Below are 13,665 nucleotides of genomic sequence, written 5' to 3' on the forward strand. Positions count from 1 at the left end.
GTTCTGACGTTCTGACCTTGCCGCTGCCGACCGAGCTGACGCTGGGATCCTCGCGCATCGTGCTGCGCAGCCCAGTCGAGGCGACCGTCGGCGGCACGCGCCTCCGCGCCGTCACCGTGACCATCGCGCTGCTGGTGATCCTCGGCGGCCTGTCCGGGATCGCACTGTCGTCCGGCGGGTCGGGCTCCGACGCGCCGGCGGCCGGCCAGGCCGGGACGATCGAGGCCGTCAAGCCAGTGGTGCAGACCGCGGCGCTGGCGCCGGTCGTGCCGCGGCAGCAGACGCCGCAGGAGGCGCTGCAGGACCGCATCGACGCAGCCCGTCTCGAAGGCGTGACCCTCTCGGCGAAGGGCAGCCGCATCGTCGCCGCGGGCCGGCTGTCGGCCGCCGACATGGCGCAGTGGCGCGAGATCCAGGCCTGGTTCGACCGCACCTTCGCCGCCTCGGCCCTGTTGTCGTCGGAAGTGGCGACCGGGGCGGGCAGCGGCGCGCCGGAGATCGTGATCCAGGCGGTCTGGACCGGCGACAACCCCTATCTGATCACCCACACCGGCTCGAAATATTTCGAGGGAGCGGATCTCGGCGGCGGCTGGTCGGTCGACAAGATCCGGGCCGACGCCGTCACCCTGCGCAGCCGGGCTGGGCAGACCTTCGTGATGGCCCTGACCGACCCCGCCAAGCCTTAGGGTCGCCGGGGAAGGGGGAAGCGAGATGACGACGATCCAGTCCCGCACCGAGCCGCTCGACGGCGTCCGGGCCGGCCAGCAGCCCGACGGCATCGTCGGGCGCCCGGTCAACCCCGCCGGGGCGCCGGTGCCGCGCCGGGCCGGGCTCGCGCGCGGCCGGCGCGACCGGACCTCGCGGCTGCGCGAGGAGCTGCTGGACTATATCCGCCCGGCCACGGCCGGAGCGATCCATGCCACCCCCGGCGGCCAGGCCGAGACCCTGGCCGACATCCTGGACCTGTTGCAGGCGGAAGCGGCGGAGGACCGTCTGGCCCGCTGGGGCAGCGCCGTGCTGCTGCAGGAGCTGCGCAAGCACGACATGCTGCGCGCCCGGCTGAACGACCTGATCGGCGGGTGATGCGGATGACGCAAGCCCAGCGCGACACGCTGCACCGCCTCGTCTTCGACTATCTGCGGCACGGCCAGAACCGGCGGGCGCTGGCGCTGGCGATGCTGCTGGCCTCACGCGACGACGAGGCCGATCCGGCGGCGCTGCGCGCGCTGGCAGTCGCCCTGCTGGCGGTCGGCCGCCCGGCCCAGGCGATCGAAGTCCTCGACCGGCTCGACCGGGAGGAGCCGCCGGCCGCGGCGCGTCACCTGCTGCGCAGCCGGGCGCTGCACCAGCTCGGCGAGATCGAGGCGGCACGGCGTGCCTTCCGCGACTATCTCGATGCTCCCGACCGGCAGCAGGTGGCGGCATGACGGGCGTGACGACTCCGCGGGCGAACCGCTGGCAATCGGCCCTGACTGCCGCCGCGGGGCGGCAGGATCTGATGATCGTGGCCCTGCTGGTCGCGACCATCCTGCTGATGATCCTGCCGCTGCCGACGCTGCTGGTCGACGCGCTGATCGCCTGCAACATCACCTTCGCGGTCCTGCTGCTGATGGTGGCGGTCTATCTGCGCAGCCCGCTCGAGCTGTCGGTGCTGCCTTCGGTGATCCTGATCGCCACGGTGTTCCGGCTGGCGCTGTCGATCGGGGTCACCCGCCTGATCCTGATGGATGCCGACGCCGGGGCGATCATCCAGACCTTCGGCGAGTTCGTCATCGGCGGCAGCCTGGCGATCGGCCTGGTGATCTTCCTGATCATCACCGTCGTCCAGTTCGTGGTGGTGGTGAAGGGCGCCGAGCGCGTGGCCGAGGTCGCGGCCCGCTTCACCCTGGACGCCCTGCCCGGCAAGCAGATGAGCATCGACGGCGAGCTGCGCTCGGGCGACATCGACTTGGCCGAGGCGACCCGCCGGCGGCAGACGCTGGAGAAGGAAAGCCAGCTGTTCGGTGCCATGGACGGCGCCATGAAGTTCGTGAAGGGCGACGCCATCGCCGGCCTCCTAATCGTTGCGGTCAACCTGATCGGCGGCCTTGCCGTCGGCATGCTGCAGCACGGCATGTCGCTGGGGCAGGCGATGCATGTCTATTCGCTGCTGACCATCGGTGACGGGCTGGTGTCGCAGATCCCGGCGCTGTTCGTCGCCATCACCTCCGGCACCATCGTCACCCGCGTCACCACGGCGGAGAGCAGCAATCTCGGCGCCGACATCGCCCGCCAGATCGGCTCCAACAACACGGCGCTGCTGATGGCGGCGGGCGTGGTCGCGCTGCTCGGCTTCATCCCGGGCTTCCCGACCCTGATCTTCCTCGCCATCGCCGCGACCATGGCCGGTGTCGTGCTGCTGCGCCGGCGCCGCACGCTGCGCGCTGCTGGGACCGCGGCTCAGGAGGAGGCTACCGCCTCCGAAGCCGCGGCGGCGGATGAGACCGTGACGCTGCATTTCGGTGCCGATCTGGCGGCCGGGCTGGGCCGCGCCAAGGCCGAGCGGCTGGCGCAGGACGTGGCGGAGGAACTGGGGCAGGCGCTGGGCGTGCCGTTCCCGGCTGGCCGGGTCGGGCCCGGCGGGGCGCTGCCGGCGGACGGCTTCCGCATCGACATCGACGGGGTGCCGGTCGAGGCCGGAACCGCCCGCTGGGGCCGGATTCTGCTGCGCGACGACCCGATGCATCTCGACCTCCTCGGCCTCACCGCCGAGACCGGCGAGGGCCCCGGCGGTGCGGTCCAGCACTGGATCGACGCCAAGCACGAGCCGGCGTTGGCCGAGGCCGGCATCGGCCATGCCACGGTGGAGGAGATCGTGGCCGAGACGCTGACCCGGGCGCTGCGCCGCTATGCCCCGCACTTCCTCGGCATCCAGGAGACCCAGGCCTTCCTCAAGGGCATCGAGGCGACGCGCGGCGACCTGGTGCGCGAGGCGCAGCGCCACCTCTCGGTCAACCAGGTCGCGGACGTGTTCCGCCGGCTGCTCGAGGAGGGCATCTCGCTGCGCAACCATCGGCTGGTGCTGGAGACGCTGACCGAGTGGGGGCCGAAGGAGCAGGACGTGATCCTGCTGGCCGAATATGTCCGCGGCGGGCTGAAGCGGCAGATCTGCCATGCCCATGCCGACGAGCGGAAGGTGATCCACGCACTGATCCTGGACCGCAGCGCCGAGGAGGCGCTGCGCCAGTCGATCCGGCAGACCACGGTCGGCGCCTATCTCGCTTTGCCCGAGGGCCAGGCCGAGGAGCTGGTTGATACCGTTCGCGGCCATCTCGGCCGGGTTGTCGCCGGCGGCCGGCCGCCGGTGATCCTGACCGCGCTCGACACCCGCCGCTTCCTGCGCCAGGCCCTGGCCCGCAACCATGTCGAGGCGTCGGTGCTGTCCTATGCCGAGATCGCGTCGGACTACACGGTGCAGCCGGTGGCGGTGGTTCGGCTGACCGGCCGCCGGGTCCGCCAGGATGCCGAGGCCGGGCTCGACCGGGCCGCGGCGGAGTGAGGGGGAAGATGGACCAGTCACGATCCCTGGCCCGGCTGCGCCGCGCACTCGCCGCCACGGCTGTCCTGGCTGCAGCCCTTGCCGCCGGCGTTCCGCTCGCGCAGGCCCAGGCCGAGCCGTCGGGCATGACGGTGCAGCCGCTGCCGCCGCAAGCCCAATTGCCGCCAGTGCCCGGCGCGACCGTGACGCCGACCGAGGACGTCACGGCCATGCGCGCGCCGGCCACGGCGCCGAAGATCGTTACCCTGCCACCGGGCGCGCCGGCCGACCCGCCGTCGCAGGCGACGCCGGCGATGCAGCCGCCGCCCTCGCTCCAGCCGGGCCAGCCGACGATGCAGGTCTCGCCGGCGCCGCCGCGGCAGCAGCAGGCCCAGCCGGCGTTGACGCCCAGCCGCTCGCTGATCGACATGAAGGTCGGGCAGGGCAACCTGCTGACCTTCGCCCTGCCGGTGCAGACGGTGCTGGTGGCCAATCCGAACGTGCTCGATGTCGAGATGGTGTCCGCCCGCTCGGCCTATATCTACGGCGTGTCCTCCGGCACCACCAACCTGTTCGCGCTCAGCAGCGCCGACCAGGTGGTGGCAGCGGCGAATGTCCGGGTCAGCCAGGACGAGACGGCGGCGCAGCGCGAGATGATGCGGGTGGCCCCGGCCGCCGGCGGCCAGATGGGCTACATCCAGGACCGGCCGGTGACCACCGGCACGGTGGCCGATCTCGGCAGCGCCATGAAGCTCGACGCCCTGGCCCAGCAGCTCGGCACCAATTCCGGCGGGGCGATGAACCTGAACACGGTGCGCGGCTCGCAGCAGGTCGGCATCCGCGTCCGCTTCGCCGAGGTCCAGCGCAACGCGGTGGAGAATCTCGGCGTCAACTGGCAGGCGATGTTCGACATCGGCAAGTTCAACATCGGCCTGGTCAGCGGCGGCTTCGCCGGGGTTGGTGGAGCCGGCACCGCCACCGCCGGTTACCACAGCGGCGGCAACAACGTGGATGCGGTGATCGACGCGCTGCAGCGCGAGGGTCTGGTCAGCATCCTGGCCGAGCCGACCCTGACCGCCGTCAGCGGCGAGACCGCGAACTTCCTGGCCGGCGGCGAATTCCCGATCCCGGTGCCGCAGGGCAACGACACGGTGACGATCGAATACAAGCAGTTCGGCGTGTCGCTGTCCTTCGTCCCGACCGTGCTGCCGGGCGACCGCATCGCCATGCGGGTGAAGCCGGAGGTCAGCGAGCTCAGCGACGACGCGAGGGTCGAGAGTGACGGCGTCTCGGTGCCGTCGCTGATCATTCGCCGGGCCGAGACCACGATCGAGCTGGCCTCGGGCCAGACCTTCGCGCTGGCCGGCATGTTCCAGCGCAACATGTCGAATTCCGCCGACAAGATCCCGGTGCTCGGCGACGTGCCGATCCTCGGCAAGCTGTTCCAGTCGAGCCGGTACAAGCGCAACGAGACCGAGCTGGTGATCCTGATCACCCCGTACCTGATGCAGCCGGCGGACACGCCGAAGGCGGTGGCGGTGCCCGCACAGCGCACCGAGCCGACCGTGCGGCGGGTGCGCCAATCCCCCTCCATGACCGGCGGCAGCGCCGGCTTCGTGCTCGAATAGGACGTGCCATGAGGTTCCCGATCCAGCATCTCGCGGCTATCGCCCTGGCCGGTGTCCTGGCTGCCTGCGACCACAAGATTCCGGACTGGCCCGAGGACGGCTACACCAGCCTGTCGACGCCGGTGGCCCATCCCGTGCTGTTCGCGCCACAGACGTCGAGCCTTAGCCCGACCGAGCGCGCCCGGTTGGTCGAGTTCGTCCGCGGCGCCGGGCTGACGCCGGGCTCGTCGGTCACCGTTGCCGCCGGCGGCCCGAAGGCGGCGGCGCGGCAGCAGGCGGTCGCGGAGGTGGTGCGCAGCGCCGGACCCTATAGCGTCTCGCTGGTCAATGATCCGTCCGCCACCTCCGACACCGTGCAGGTGGCGGCGGCGGGGCAGGCGGTGCTGTGGCCGAAGCGCTGCATGACCCCCGATGGCTCGCTGCCGGAGGATCTCCCGCTGGGCTGCGCCAGCGACCTCAACCTGGCGCAGCAGGTCGAGCGCAAGAGCGACCTGTTCCAGGGCCGCCAGATGGGGCCTGCCTTCGCCAACCCCTCGGTCCGCGCGGCCGAACGCTATCTGCAGCTTGGTGGCGACGACAGGACAGAAAGTGGAACCGACTCCCGGGCCGACCATGGCCAGGCGGGCGTGGTCCTGCCGCCGGCCGCGGCCGGGTCCGGCACCACCGACATCTCCGGCGCCGCCCAGTAGCTGGGGGAGGCGCCATCGGTGCTGCGGCTCAGCCGATAGTGCCGATCGCCTGGGCCCGCCGCACCGGGTCCTTCATGCCGCTGATCCGGCGCGCCGCGTTGACGAGATTGCGTGCGTCCTTCGCCGGCAGGACCGCCTCGGCGACCTTGCGCGCCTCCTGGGTCTTGCCGTCCATCGCCAGGACCAGCGCCAGGTTGCGCTGCTGCACCGCGGTTGCGTCGGGCGCCGCCGCGGCCTCGCGCATCACCCGCACCGCCTCGCCGGTGTTGCCGGCCAGGGCGTAGGACAAGGCGAGGTTGGTCTTCAGGCTGACATTGGCGGGCGCCTTGAGCAGCGCCTTCTGATACAGCCCCTGCGCCTCCTGCGGCCGGCCCAGCAGGGCCAGGGCAGTGCCTTTGGCCAGCACGGTCGAGGCGTCGTCCGGTTTGCGGGCCAGCGCCTGGTCCAGCACTGCGATCGCTTCCTGCGGCTTGCCCTGGGCCAGTTGCACCTTGCCCAGGCCGCGCAGCGCGTCGGCGTTGGTCGGCTCGACCGCCAGGGCGGCGTGATAGTAGCTGGCGGCCCGCACCGGGTCGCCGCCCTGCAGCGTCGCATCGCCCAGCTTGATCATCGGCTGCGGATTGTCGGGGTCCTCGGTCGCGGCCCGCTGGTAGAAGGTGATCGCGGTGTCCGGGTCGCCGGCCGCGCGGATGCTGTCGCCCATCCGCAGCAGCGAGGTCGTCTGCGATTCGCCGCAACCCGCGACGATTAGGGCGAGGCCGAAGACGGCGGTGGCTCGGGTGAACGGGAACGGCATGGCGGCGGGCTCTCCCCTTGAAACAGCGAGTCCGGGGCGCCTCTGGCGGGCGCGCCTGCGCGGTCACGCATGGCTGGAACATGGATAGAACGATCGCGCGGTCGCGTCGACCCCGCGATTGGGACTCTTGTCTCGGATCGCGGCGAGGTCAGCCCTGCCAGGTGCGCAGATTGCCGGAATCGATATGGGTGAAACCGGGGTATTGGCCGACGCCGCCGATCTGCAGTGCCAGGGCGCAGCCGACGAGCTGGCTGGGCGGCACCTTCTCGAAGGTCAGGTCGATAGCCCGGCCCGCCATGTGCAGGGAGTTTCGGGCCGTGCCCTCGAGCGACGAGTTGGTCTTCAGCGTGCGATAGCCGGAATTGACCGTCGCCTTGCCGCTGAAGCCGGCCCGCTGGGTCACGGCGCGGATCACCGCCAGCGCCCAGAACAGCCGCGGGTCCATCTGCACGCTGACATGCTGCCGCCAGTCGCGCAGGAACCAGTCGAGCTTCTGCAGCTCCGCCACGTCATAGCCGGCGGCGCCATAGAACCGGCCGGAATAGCTCTCGCCGGTGTGGGCGTGGCCGAGCTCGAGATAGGGCTCGACCCGGTTGTGCACCTCGTCCAGCAGCGAGCCGGGCCGCGCCGCGGGCGGCAAGGCAAAAGCAGCAGGCCCGGCCAAGGCAATGCCGCCGACCACGCCGAGCGCGGCGCGGCGGGTCAGAGTCGGGCCCAGGGGCCGGGAGGGTATGGACGCACTCATACGAAAAAGAGCCTCGGCAGGCAGCGAAACCCAGCGCGACGTCTATATCATGTCGCAGGACTGGGGACGGATTGCAATCGCGTCGGCGTGCGGAGATGCATCGCCGGTTCGACGCCGCGGCATGGCCAGACCGTTGCCATGCTTTCGGCTTGATGGTTTAGAAGCCTTGAGAGGGGCGCCTCCGGGACAGGCGCGAAGACGGCAGATCCAGGATGAGCCACGATACCCTGATCCATCGCATCGTCCGGCCGGCGGTCCGGCGGATCGCACCGACCGGGATCACCCCGAACCAGATTACAACCGTTCGGCTGGGCGCCGGCATTGCAGCCGCGGTGGGCTTCGCCTGCGGCGGGGTCTGGGCCGATCTCGGTGGTGTCGTGTTCCTGCTGTCGATGCTGTTCGACCGCGCCGATGGCGAGCTGGCCCGCCAGACCGGGCAGATGAGCCCGGAGGGCCACCGCTACGACCTGTGCGTCGACTGCCTATGCGACGCGATCGCCTTGGTCGGTGTCGGCATCGGGCTGGCCGTGGCCGGCGGTCTCGGCTTCGCCCCGGTTCTGCTCGCCGCCGCCGCCGGCATCGGCATCGGCGTGCTGTTCTGGCAGCTCAACGTGACCAAGGTGGTCGAGTTGTCGTGCTACGCCTTGCGCCATCGCGGTGTGGTGGTCGACCCCGACGACGCGCTGGCCCTGGTGCCGGTCTTCGTCTGGCTCGGACTGGCCTGGCCGATGCTGATCGCGGCCGCGGTGATTACACCGCTTGGCGCGCTCTGGCTCGGGGTGCTGGCGCGCCGGCCGAAGCCGGCGGTTCAGAAGTAGCGCAGCCGGACGCTGATCAGCGCCTCACGCGGGCCGACGGTGAAGGACGCATCCTTGAAATCCGGCGGCGCGAAGAAATAGGAAGGGTTGCGCGAGAAGGCGACGCCTTCCTCCGGCACGCCCAGCAAGGTGCGGTCGATCTCGCGGTTGTTGTTGACGTCCTGGTAGCCCTGCGCCGCGTAGACGCCGGGGACGACGTTCTGAATGACCACGGTCGCCTGGGGCACGGCGGCGGGCGCGGTGCCGCTGTAGGGGCAGTCGTCCTTCAGGAACTGAGCCTGCGGGCACAGCGACATCCGGATCGTGCCCTTGGCTTCCTTGATGTTGGTGACGACRATCTCGACCGTCGCAGCCGATGCCATGGTGGTGCCCAGGGCGAGCCAGGCGAAGGCGAGGAGGGCGGCAGGGATCTTCATCGGCGCATCTCCGACAACGCTTCCTCGATGGCAACGAGCAGAGTCTGGAAATCGTTGCGGTCGAGGGCCCCGATGCAGCCGATGCGGAAGCTGTCGGCCCGGGTCAGCTTCCCTGGATAGATCAGGAAGCCGCGCGCCGCCAGCGCCTCATAGAAGGGCTCGAAGGCGAAGCGCGGGTCGTCCAGCGGGTGGAAGGTGGCGATGATCGGCGCCTGCACCGCGGGGTCGAGGAACAGGTGGAAGCCCAGCCGGGCCATGCCGTCGGCCAGCGTGTCGAAATTGTCCTGGTAGCGGCGCAGCCGGGCGGCGGGGCCGCCTTCGGCCTCCAGCAGGCGCAGCGCCTCGACCAGCGCGGCCACCACCTGGACCGGCGGGGTGAAGCGCCACTGGCCGTTGCCTTCGAAGCCGCGCCACTGGTCGTGCAGGTCGAGGCTGATCGACGGGCTGTTGCCCTTCGCCGCCACGATCGCCTGCCGCTCGACCAAAGCGAAGCTGAGGCCGGGCACGCCTTCCAGCCCCTTGTTGCTGGAGGCCAGCACCGCCGCGGCCGGCGTGGCCGAAAGATCGATCGGCAGCGCGCCGAAGCTGCTCATCGCATCCAGGATCAGCGCCCGGCCATGCCTGGCGGCAACGGCGGCCACCGCCTCGAACGGGTTCAGGATGCCCGAGGTGGTCTCGCAATGGACCAGCGCGACATGGGTGATCGAAGAGTCGGCGGCCAGCGCCGCGTCGACCTGCTCCGGCTCCACCGGCCGGTCTTCGGGCCAGCGCAGGGCTTCGACCGACCGGCCCAGGCGGGTGGCGATCGCGAACATGCGCTCGCCATAGGACCCGTTGGCCAGCACCAGCAGCTTGCCCGACGGCGGCAGCAGGGTGGCGATCGCGGCCTCGACGATGAAGGTGCCGCTGCCCTGCAGCGGGATCGCGACGTGGCTGGCTGCGCCCCGGGCGATGCCCAGCAGCCGCTGCCGCAGTTCCGCCGTCAGGGCGATGAAGGCGCGGTCGCGCGAGCCCCAGTCGCGCAGCATGGCCCGGCGGGTCTCGATCCGGGTGGTCAGCGGCCCGGGGGTCAGCAGGGCCGGTTCGTCCGCGGACCAGGTCATGATGACGCCTCGGAGGCGCGGGCGCGGCGGCGCCGGGCCAGGTGCCGGCCCTCCATGGCCTGCCAGGCCATCAGCCCGGGCACGCCCAGCGCGATCTCGCGGATCCGGCGGATCAGCGCCATGGCCACGGCGCTGTGCGGCGGGATGCCCAGCAGGCCGCAGATGACGATGAAGCCGCCCTCCTGCACGCCCAGCGCGCCGGGCACCAGCACCCCGGCAATGCGGACGGCCTGGGCCAGGCTCTCGATGATCACCGCGTCGCGCAGGCTGGGCTCAAGGCCGAGCGCCCACAGCGTCGCCCAGATCTCCAGGCAGCCGAGCAGCCAGGAGACCAGGTGGTGGCCGCCGGAGATCCAGACCCGGCGGGCGTGGTCGCCATACAGCGACACGATCGAATCATGCAGGCCGGAGACCTCGCCCAGCGAGTCCCAGCCGAACCTGTCGGCCAGGCGAATCAGGGCGCGTTCCAGCACCTTGAACATGCCGAAGCGCTGGGCGCCGATGAACAGCACCACCAGCACCAGGCCGACGCTGGCGCCGGCGATGATCCAGGGCGTCATGGCGCCGTCATGGGCGCCGAGCAGCAGCAGGCCCAGGCCGAAGACGGTGAACACCACCTGGCTGGCCATCTGCGTCGTCAGGTCGACGACGATGGCGGCGCCGGACCGGTTCAGCGGCACGCCGCGCATCGCCAGCAGGCGGGCGGTGATCAGCTCGCCGCCGATCTGCGCCACCGGCAGCAGCGAGTTGATCGCCTCGCGGATCCAGCGCAGCCGGATGAAGAAGCTCAGGGGCGGCACCGGCCGCTCCGGCACCAGCACGCGCCAGCCGAGCGACGAGAACAGGAACTGCGGGAAGTGCAGGGCGATGACGGCCAGGATGCCCCAGCCGGCGCCGGCCAGCGCGGCCCAGATCTCGGCCGCGCCGGTCAGCCAGACCAGCACGACCGCGACCGCCAGGCCGACGGCGATTCCGATGCAGGCGGGCCATTTCATGATGCGGAACCGGCACCCGTTGCCGCCGGGCGCAGGCCGGCGAGGAAATCTTTGAACCGGCGGGCGACATCGGCCGGGGCGACGGTCGGCCGCCCCAGCTTGTCCATCGACCCGGGCGCGATGCGGACATGGATCAGGGCGGGCCGCGGCGCCTCGGACGCGGCGCGGAACGCGGCCTCGAAGCCGTCCAGGCTGGCGCAGGAGGCGGCGAACTGATAGCCGCAGGCCAGCGCCACTGCGGCGAAGTCGACGGAGGCGGAGACCGTCGCCTGGCCGCCGGTCGAATCATGCACACCGTTGTCGAGCAGGATGTGGATCAGGTTGCCGGGCGCCTGGGCGCCGATGGTGGCGAAGGTGCCCAGCTTCATCAGCGCGGCGCCGTCGCCGTCCAGCACCACGACCAGCGCCGGGGTGTTCAGCGCTACGCCCAGGGCCATGCCGGAGGCGCCGCCCATCGACCCGACCTGATAGATGTGCTGGGGCCGGTCGGCCAGGGTGAACAGCTCGCGCCCGGCCTTGCCGGTGGTGGCGACCACGGCGGTACGGTCGTCGGTCAGGGCCAGGAAGCGCTCCAGCACCGCGGCCCGGGTCGGGCGCGGCCCGGCTTCCGGCCAGTCGGCGCGGCGGCCGGGGCGGGGCAGGGAGGGCGGCGCCGCCTGCAGGTCCTCGTCGCGAACATCGCCCTTCTTCATAACGAAGGCATAGGGCAGCCCGGTCTCGTCCATCCGGGCGGCGGCCTGGTCCAGCGACGGGCCCAGCGCCTCGGCCGCGGCCGGGAACGGAGCCTGCGGCACCTCGATCAGCGCCAGCAGGTCCTGGGTGATGCGGCCCATCACCTCGTGCTGCGGCTCATCCGGCTGGCCGGGCTGGCCGCGCCAGGTGGTGACGAACAGCGTCGGGATGCGGAACGGCGCGTTCAGCGAGGTCAGCGGGTTGACCGCGTTGCCCAGGCCGGAGTTCTGGCACATGACGACCGTCTTGCGCCCGGCCAACCAGGCCCCGGCGGCGATCGCCACCGCCTCGCCCTCGCTGGCGGCGCCGACATAGGTCAGGGCCTTGCTCGACAGCACGCCGTTGATCAGCGGGGTCAGGAAGCTGCACGGGACCCCGGTGTAGAAGTCGTGGCCGCGCGCCTTCGCCGCTGCGATGAACTCGTCTGCGGTGATCATGCCGGTTCTTCTAGAGCGCGATCGGCCTGGAGGGAAGCGGCGCACGGACGCATGGCAGGGTCGCGCGCCGCTTCTCCGTTACGTAAAATTGCGCGCGTCGGCCAGATCGCTCAGCGTGTCGACATCCAGCCAATGGGCGGTGAAGTACTGCACCACCACCGGATGGCGCGCCGCCAGGCGGGTCAGCAGCAGCGGCAGGTCGGCCGTCTCCAGCAGCCCTTCGGCCTCGATCCGGTCGATCTCCTCGCGCAGCCATACCGAGCCCTGGGGGCTGAACCGGGCCAGGCCGATCCATTCGCCGCTGACCTCGCCGGTCGGGATCGACTCGGACATCGCCTTCAGATGCACCGGCGTGTCGTCCAGGTAGCTGCCGGAATAGGGCCGGTCGGCGGCGACCAGATCGCGCAGCGTCTTCTTCGCCTGCTTGACCGACAGGCTCATGGCGTCGACCGCCAGGACGATATCGCCCTCGCTCGACATCAGCCCGTCCAGGATATAGCGGCGGAACAGCACGTCGCCGTAAGCCACCACCGTCTCGCCCTCCAGCGCCTTGCGCGCCTGGGCCAAGGAGTAGACCTCGCCGGTCTCATCGTAGCGGTCGTTGTCGACCGTCTTGATGCCCGGCACCACCACCGCTTCCTTGCGATAGCCGCGGACCACGGTGACGTCCTTCAGGCCGCTGCCGCCCAGGGTTGAGACCAGGCGCTGCAGCAGCGACTGACCGCGCACGTCGATCATGCATTTCGGCTGGTCGCGGGTCAGCTCGTCGCCCAAATCCCCGCGCGACGCCGCCAGCACCACGGCCTTCGGCGCCGCCTTGCCCGGCAGGTAGCGCCGCTCCGCCGCCTCCAGCTCGGCATTGCCGACCAGGGCGAAGATGTCGCGGACGCTGGCGACGCGGCCCTCGACCTCGCGCAGCGACTGGTCCTCGAAGATCTGCTTGGCGGTCTCGCGCATCGCGGTGATCGAGGAGCGCAGCAGATGGTTGGCCCAGATCACCGTCGAGATGCCGGCCTGGCGGAACAGGTCGGTCGAGGTGGCGTAGTACATGGTCGGCACGATCACCACCGGCGACCGGTTGGCCCAGCGCTCGGTGAACTCGAAGATCTCGTTCGCGGTCGACTTCTTGGAATGGATCAGCACCGCGTCGGCGCCGGCGGCGTGATAGGCCTCGGCCCGGCGTAGCGCTTCCTCCATGCCGCGACCGGAGATCAGCGCCTCGATCCGGGCCACCAGCACGAAATCGTCGTCGATCTGGCTGTCCTTGCCGGCCTTGATGCGGCCGCAGAATTCCTCGATATCGGCCAGCGGCTGGGCCTCGCCGATGAAGGAATTGGTCTTCGGGAACAGCTTGTCCTCGATGCAGACCCCGGCGATCCGCCGCTCACCCAGCTTGCGCACCAGGCGGCGGACATTGTTGAAGTTGCCGTAGCCGGTGTCGCCGTCGACCAGGATCGGCAGCGTGGTCGCGTCGGCCATGTATTCCAGCACGTCCAGCACCTGGGTCCAGGACGCCTCGTTGCTGTCGCGCAGGCCCAGGCTGGCGGAGTTGGTCAGGCCCGACGCCCAGATGCCGCGAAAGCCGGCTTCCTCGACGATCTTGGCAGACAGGCCGTTATGCGCTTCCATCAGGAAGGAGAGGGTGGGAGAGAATATCTCCTCGCGCAGCGCCGCGAACACGGTCTTCGGGCGGTCGGCCTTGGCCGACGAACCGCTGCCGGACTGGCCCGCCGCGGCGGTGTCTTCCAAGGCCTTCATCGCTTCTTCACTCATGAAACCGGATATCCGG

At 70.8% G+C, this 13,665-nt stretch carries 14 protein-coding genes; 7 read left to right on the plus strand and 7 right to left on the minus strand.

What is annotated here, in order from left to right; translation table 11 throughout:
* The 6 genes from AB4Z01_RS10155 to AB4Z01_RS10180 form a co-directional block, all read left to right on the plus strand.
* Positions 1 to 686, plus strand: a 686-nt coding sequence (locus tag AB4Z01_RS10155; protein WP_441693017.1) for a SctD/MshK family protein, incomplete at its 5' end; no start/stop codon positions are given.
* A gap of 25 nt (positions 687 to 711) precedes the next feature.
* Positions 712 to 1,083: a hypothetical protein gene (locus AB4Z01_RS10160; protein ID WP_441693019.1), complete on the plus strand. Its 372-nt coding sequence runs from the start codon at positions 712 to 714 to the stop codon at positions 1,081 to 1,083.
* Positions 1,084 to 1,088: 5 nt separating this feature from the next.
* Complete coding sequence (locus AB4Z01_RS10165) at positions 1,089 to 1,427, plus strand: hypothetical protein (protein ID WP_441693021.1); 339 nt, start codon at positions 1,089 to 1,091, stop codon at positions 1,425 to 1,427.
* Entirely contained in the window at positions 1,424 to 3,538 is a 2,115-nt protein-coding gene (gene sctV, locus AB4Z01_RS10170) for a type III secretion system export apparatus subunit SctV (RefSeq protein ID WP_441693023.1), read from the plus strand. Before AB4Z01_RS10165 ends, sctV begins: the two co-directional genes overlap by 4 nt.
* 8 nt (positions 3,539 to 3,546) lie before the next feature.
* A complete protein-coding gene (locus AB4Z01_RS10175) occupies positions 3,547 to 5,145 on the plus strand; it encodes a pilus assembly protein N-terminal domain-containing protein (RefSeq protein WP_441693026.1) in 1,599 nt (532 codons plus the stop codon).
* An 8-nt stretch (positions 5,146 to 5,153) separates the two neighbouring features.
* Positions 5,154 to 5,834: a CpaD family pilus assembly lipoprotein gene (locus AB4Z01_RS10180; RefSeq protein ID WP_441693028.1), complete on the plus strand. Its 681-nt coding sequence runs from the start codon at positions 5,154 to 5,156 to the stop codon at positions 5,832 to 5,834.
* Positions 5,835 to 5,862: 28 nt separating this feature from the next.
* Here AB4Z01_RS10180 and AB4Z01_RS10185 read toward each other — a convergent pair whose 3' ends face one another.
* Positions 5,863 to 6,630, minus strand: a complete 768-nt coding sequence (locus tag AB4Z01_RS10185; RefSeq protein WP_441693030.1) for a tetratricopeptide repeat protein — start codon at positions 6,628 to 6,630, stop codon at positions 5,863 to 5,865.
* A 148-nt stretch (positions 6,631 to 6,778) separates the two neighbouring features.
* The gene (locus AB4Z01_RS10190) at positions 6,779 to 7,375 is read right to left on the minus strand and encodes a YcbK family protein (RefSeq protein WP_441693032.1); all 597 of its coding nucleotides are present in this window, start codon (positions 7,373 to 7,375) and stop codon (positions 6,779 to 6,781) included.
* Between the two features lie 212 nt (positions 7,376 to 7,587).
* Between AB4Z01_RS10190 and AB4Z01_RS10195 the strand changes: the two genes are divergently transcribed.
* The gene (locus AB4Z01_RS10195) at positions 7,588 to 8,193 is read left to right on the plus strand and encodes a CDP-alcohol phosphatidyltransferase family protein (protein ID WP_441693035.1); all 606 of its coding nucleotides are present in this window, start codon (positions 7,588 to 7,590) and stop codon (positions 8,191 to 8,193) included.
* Here the strand turns inward: AB4Z01_RS10195 and AB4Z01_RS10200 are convergent.
* The 5 genes from AB4Z01_RS10200 to aepX all read right to left on the minus strand — a co-directional run bounded on the left by AB4Z01_RS10200 (position 8,184) and on the right by aepX (position 13,649).
* Positions 8,184 to 8,609: a DUF2141 domain-containing protein gene (locus AB4Z01_RS10200; protein ID WP_441693037.1), complete on the minus strand. Its 426-nt coding sequence runs from the start codon at positions 8,607 to 8,609 to the stop codon at positions 8,184 to 8,186. The genes AB4Z01_RS10195 and AB4Z01_RS10200 overlap by 10 nt on opposite strands.
* A complete protein-coding gene (locus AB4Z01_RS10205; protein ID WP_441693040.1) occupies positions 8,606 to 9,712 on the minus strand; it encodes a 2-aminoethylphosphonate--pyruvate transaminase in 1,107 nt (368 codons plus the stop codon). Before AB4Z01_RS10205 ends, AB4Z01_RS10200 begins: the two co-directional genes overlap by 4 nt.
* The gene (locus tag AB4Z01_RS10210; RefSeq protein ID WP_441693043.1) at positions 9,709 to 10,707 is read right to left on the minus strand and encodes a flippase-like domain-containing protein; all 999 of its coding nucleotides are present in this window, start codon (positions 10,705 to 10,707) and stop codon (positions 9,709 to 9,711) included. Before AB4Z01_RS10210 ends, AB4Z01_RS10205 begins: the two co-directional genes overlap by 4 nt.
* Positions 10,704 to 11,876 (minus strand): phosphonopyruvate decarboxylase, encoded by a 1,173-nt coding sequence (gene aepY / locus AB4Z01_RS10215; RefSeq protein WP_441693045.1) that lies wholly within the window; start codon positions 11,874 to 11,876, stop codon positions 10,704 to 10,706. The genes AB4Z01_RS10210 and aepY overlap by 4 nt, the downstream gene beginning before the upstream one ends.
* A 78-nt stretch (positions 11,877 to 11,954) precedes the next feature.
* The gene (gene aepX / locus AB4Z01_RS10220) at positions 11,955 to 13,649 is read right to left on the minus strand and encodes a phosphoenolpyruvate mutase (RefSeq protein ID WP_441693047.1); all 1,695 of its coding nucleotides are present in this window, start codon (positions 13,647 to 13,649) and stop codon (positions 11,955 to 11,957) included.
* Between the last annotated feature and the right edge of the window lie 16 nt (positions 13,650 to 13,665).

It is taken from the genome of Inquilinus sp. YAF38 (genome assembly GCF_052113205.1).
Lineage (GTDB): Bacteria > Pseudomonadota > Alphaproteobacteria > DSM-16000 > Inquilinaceae > Inquilinus.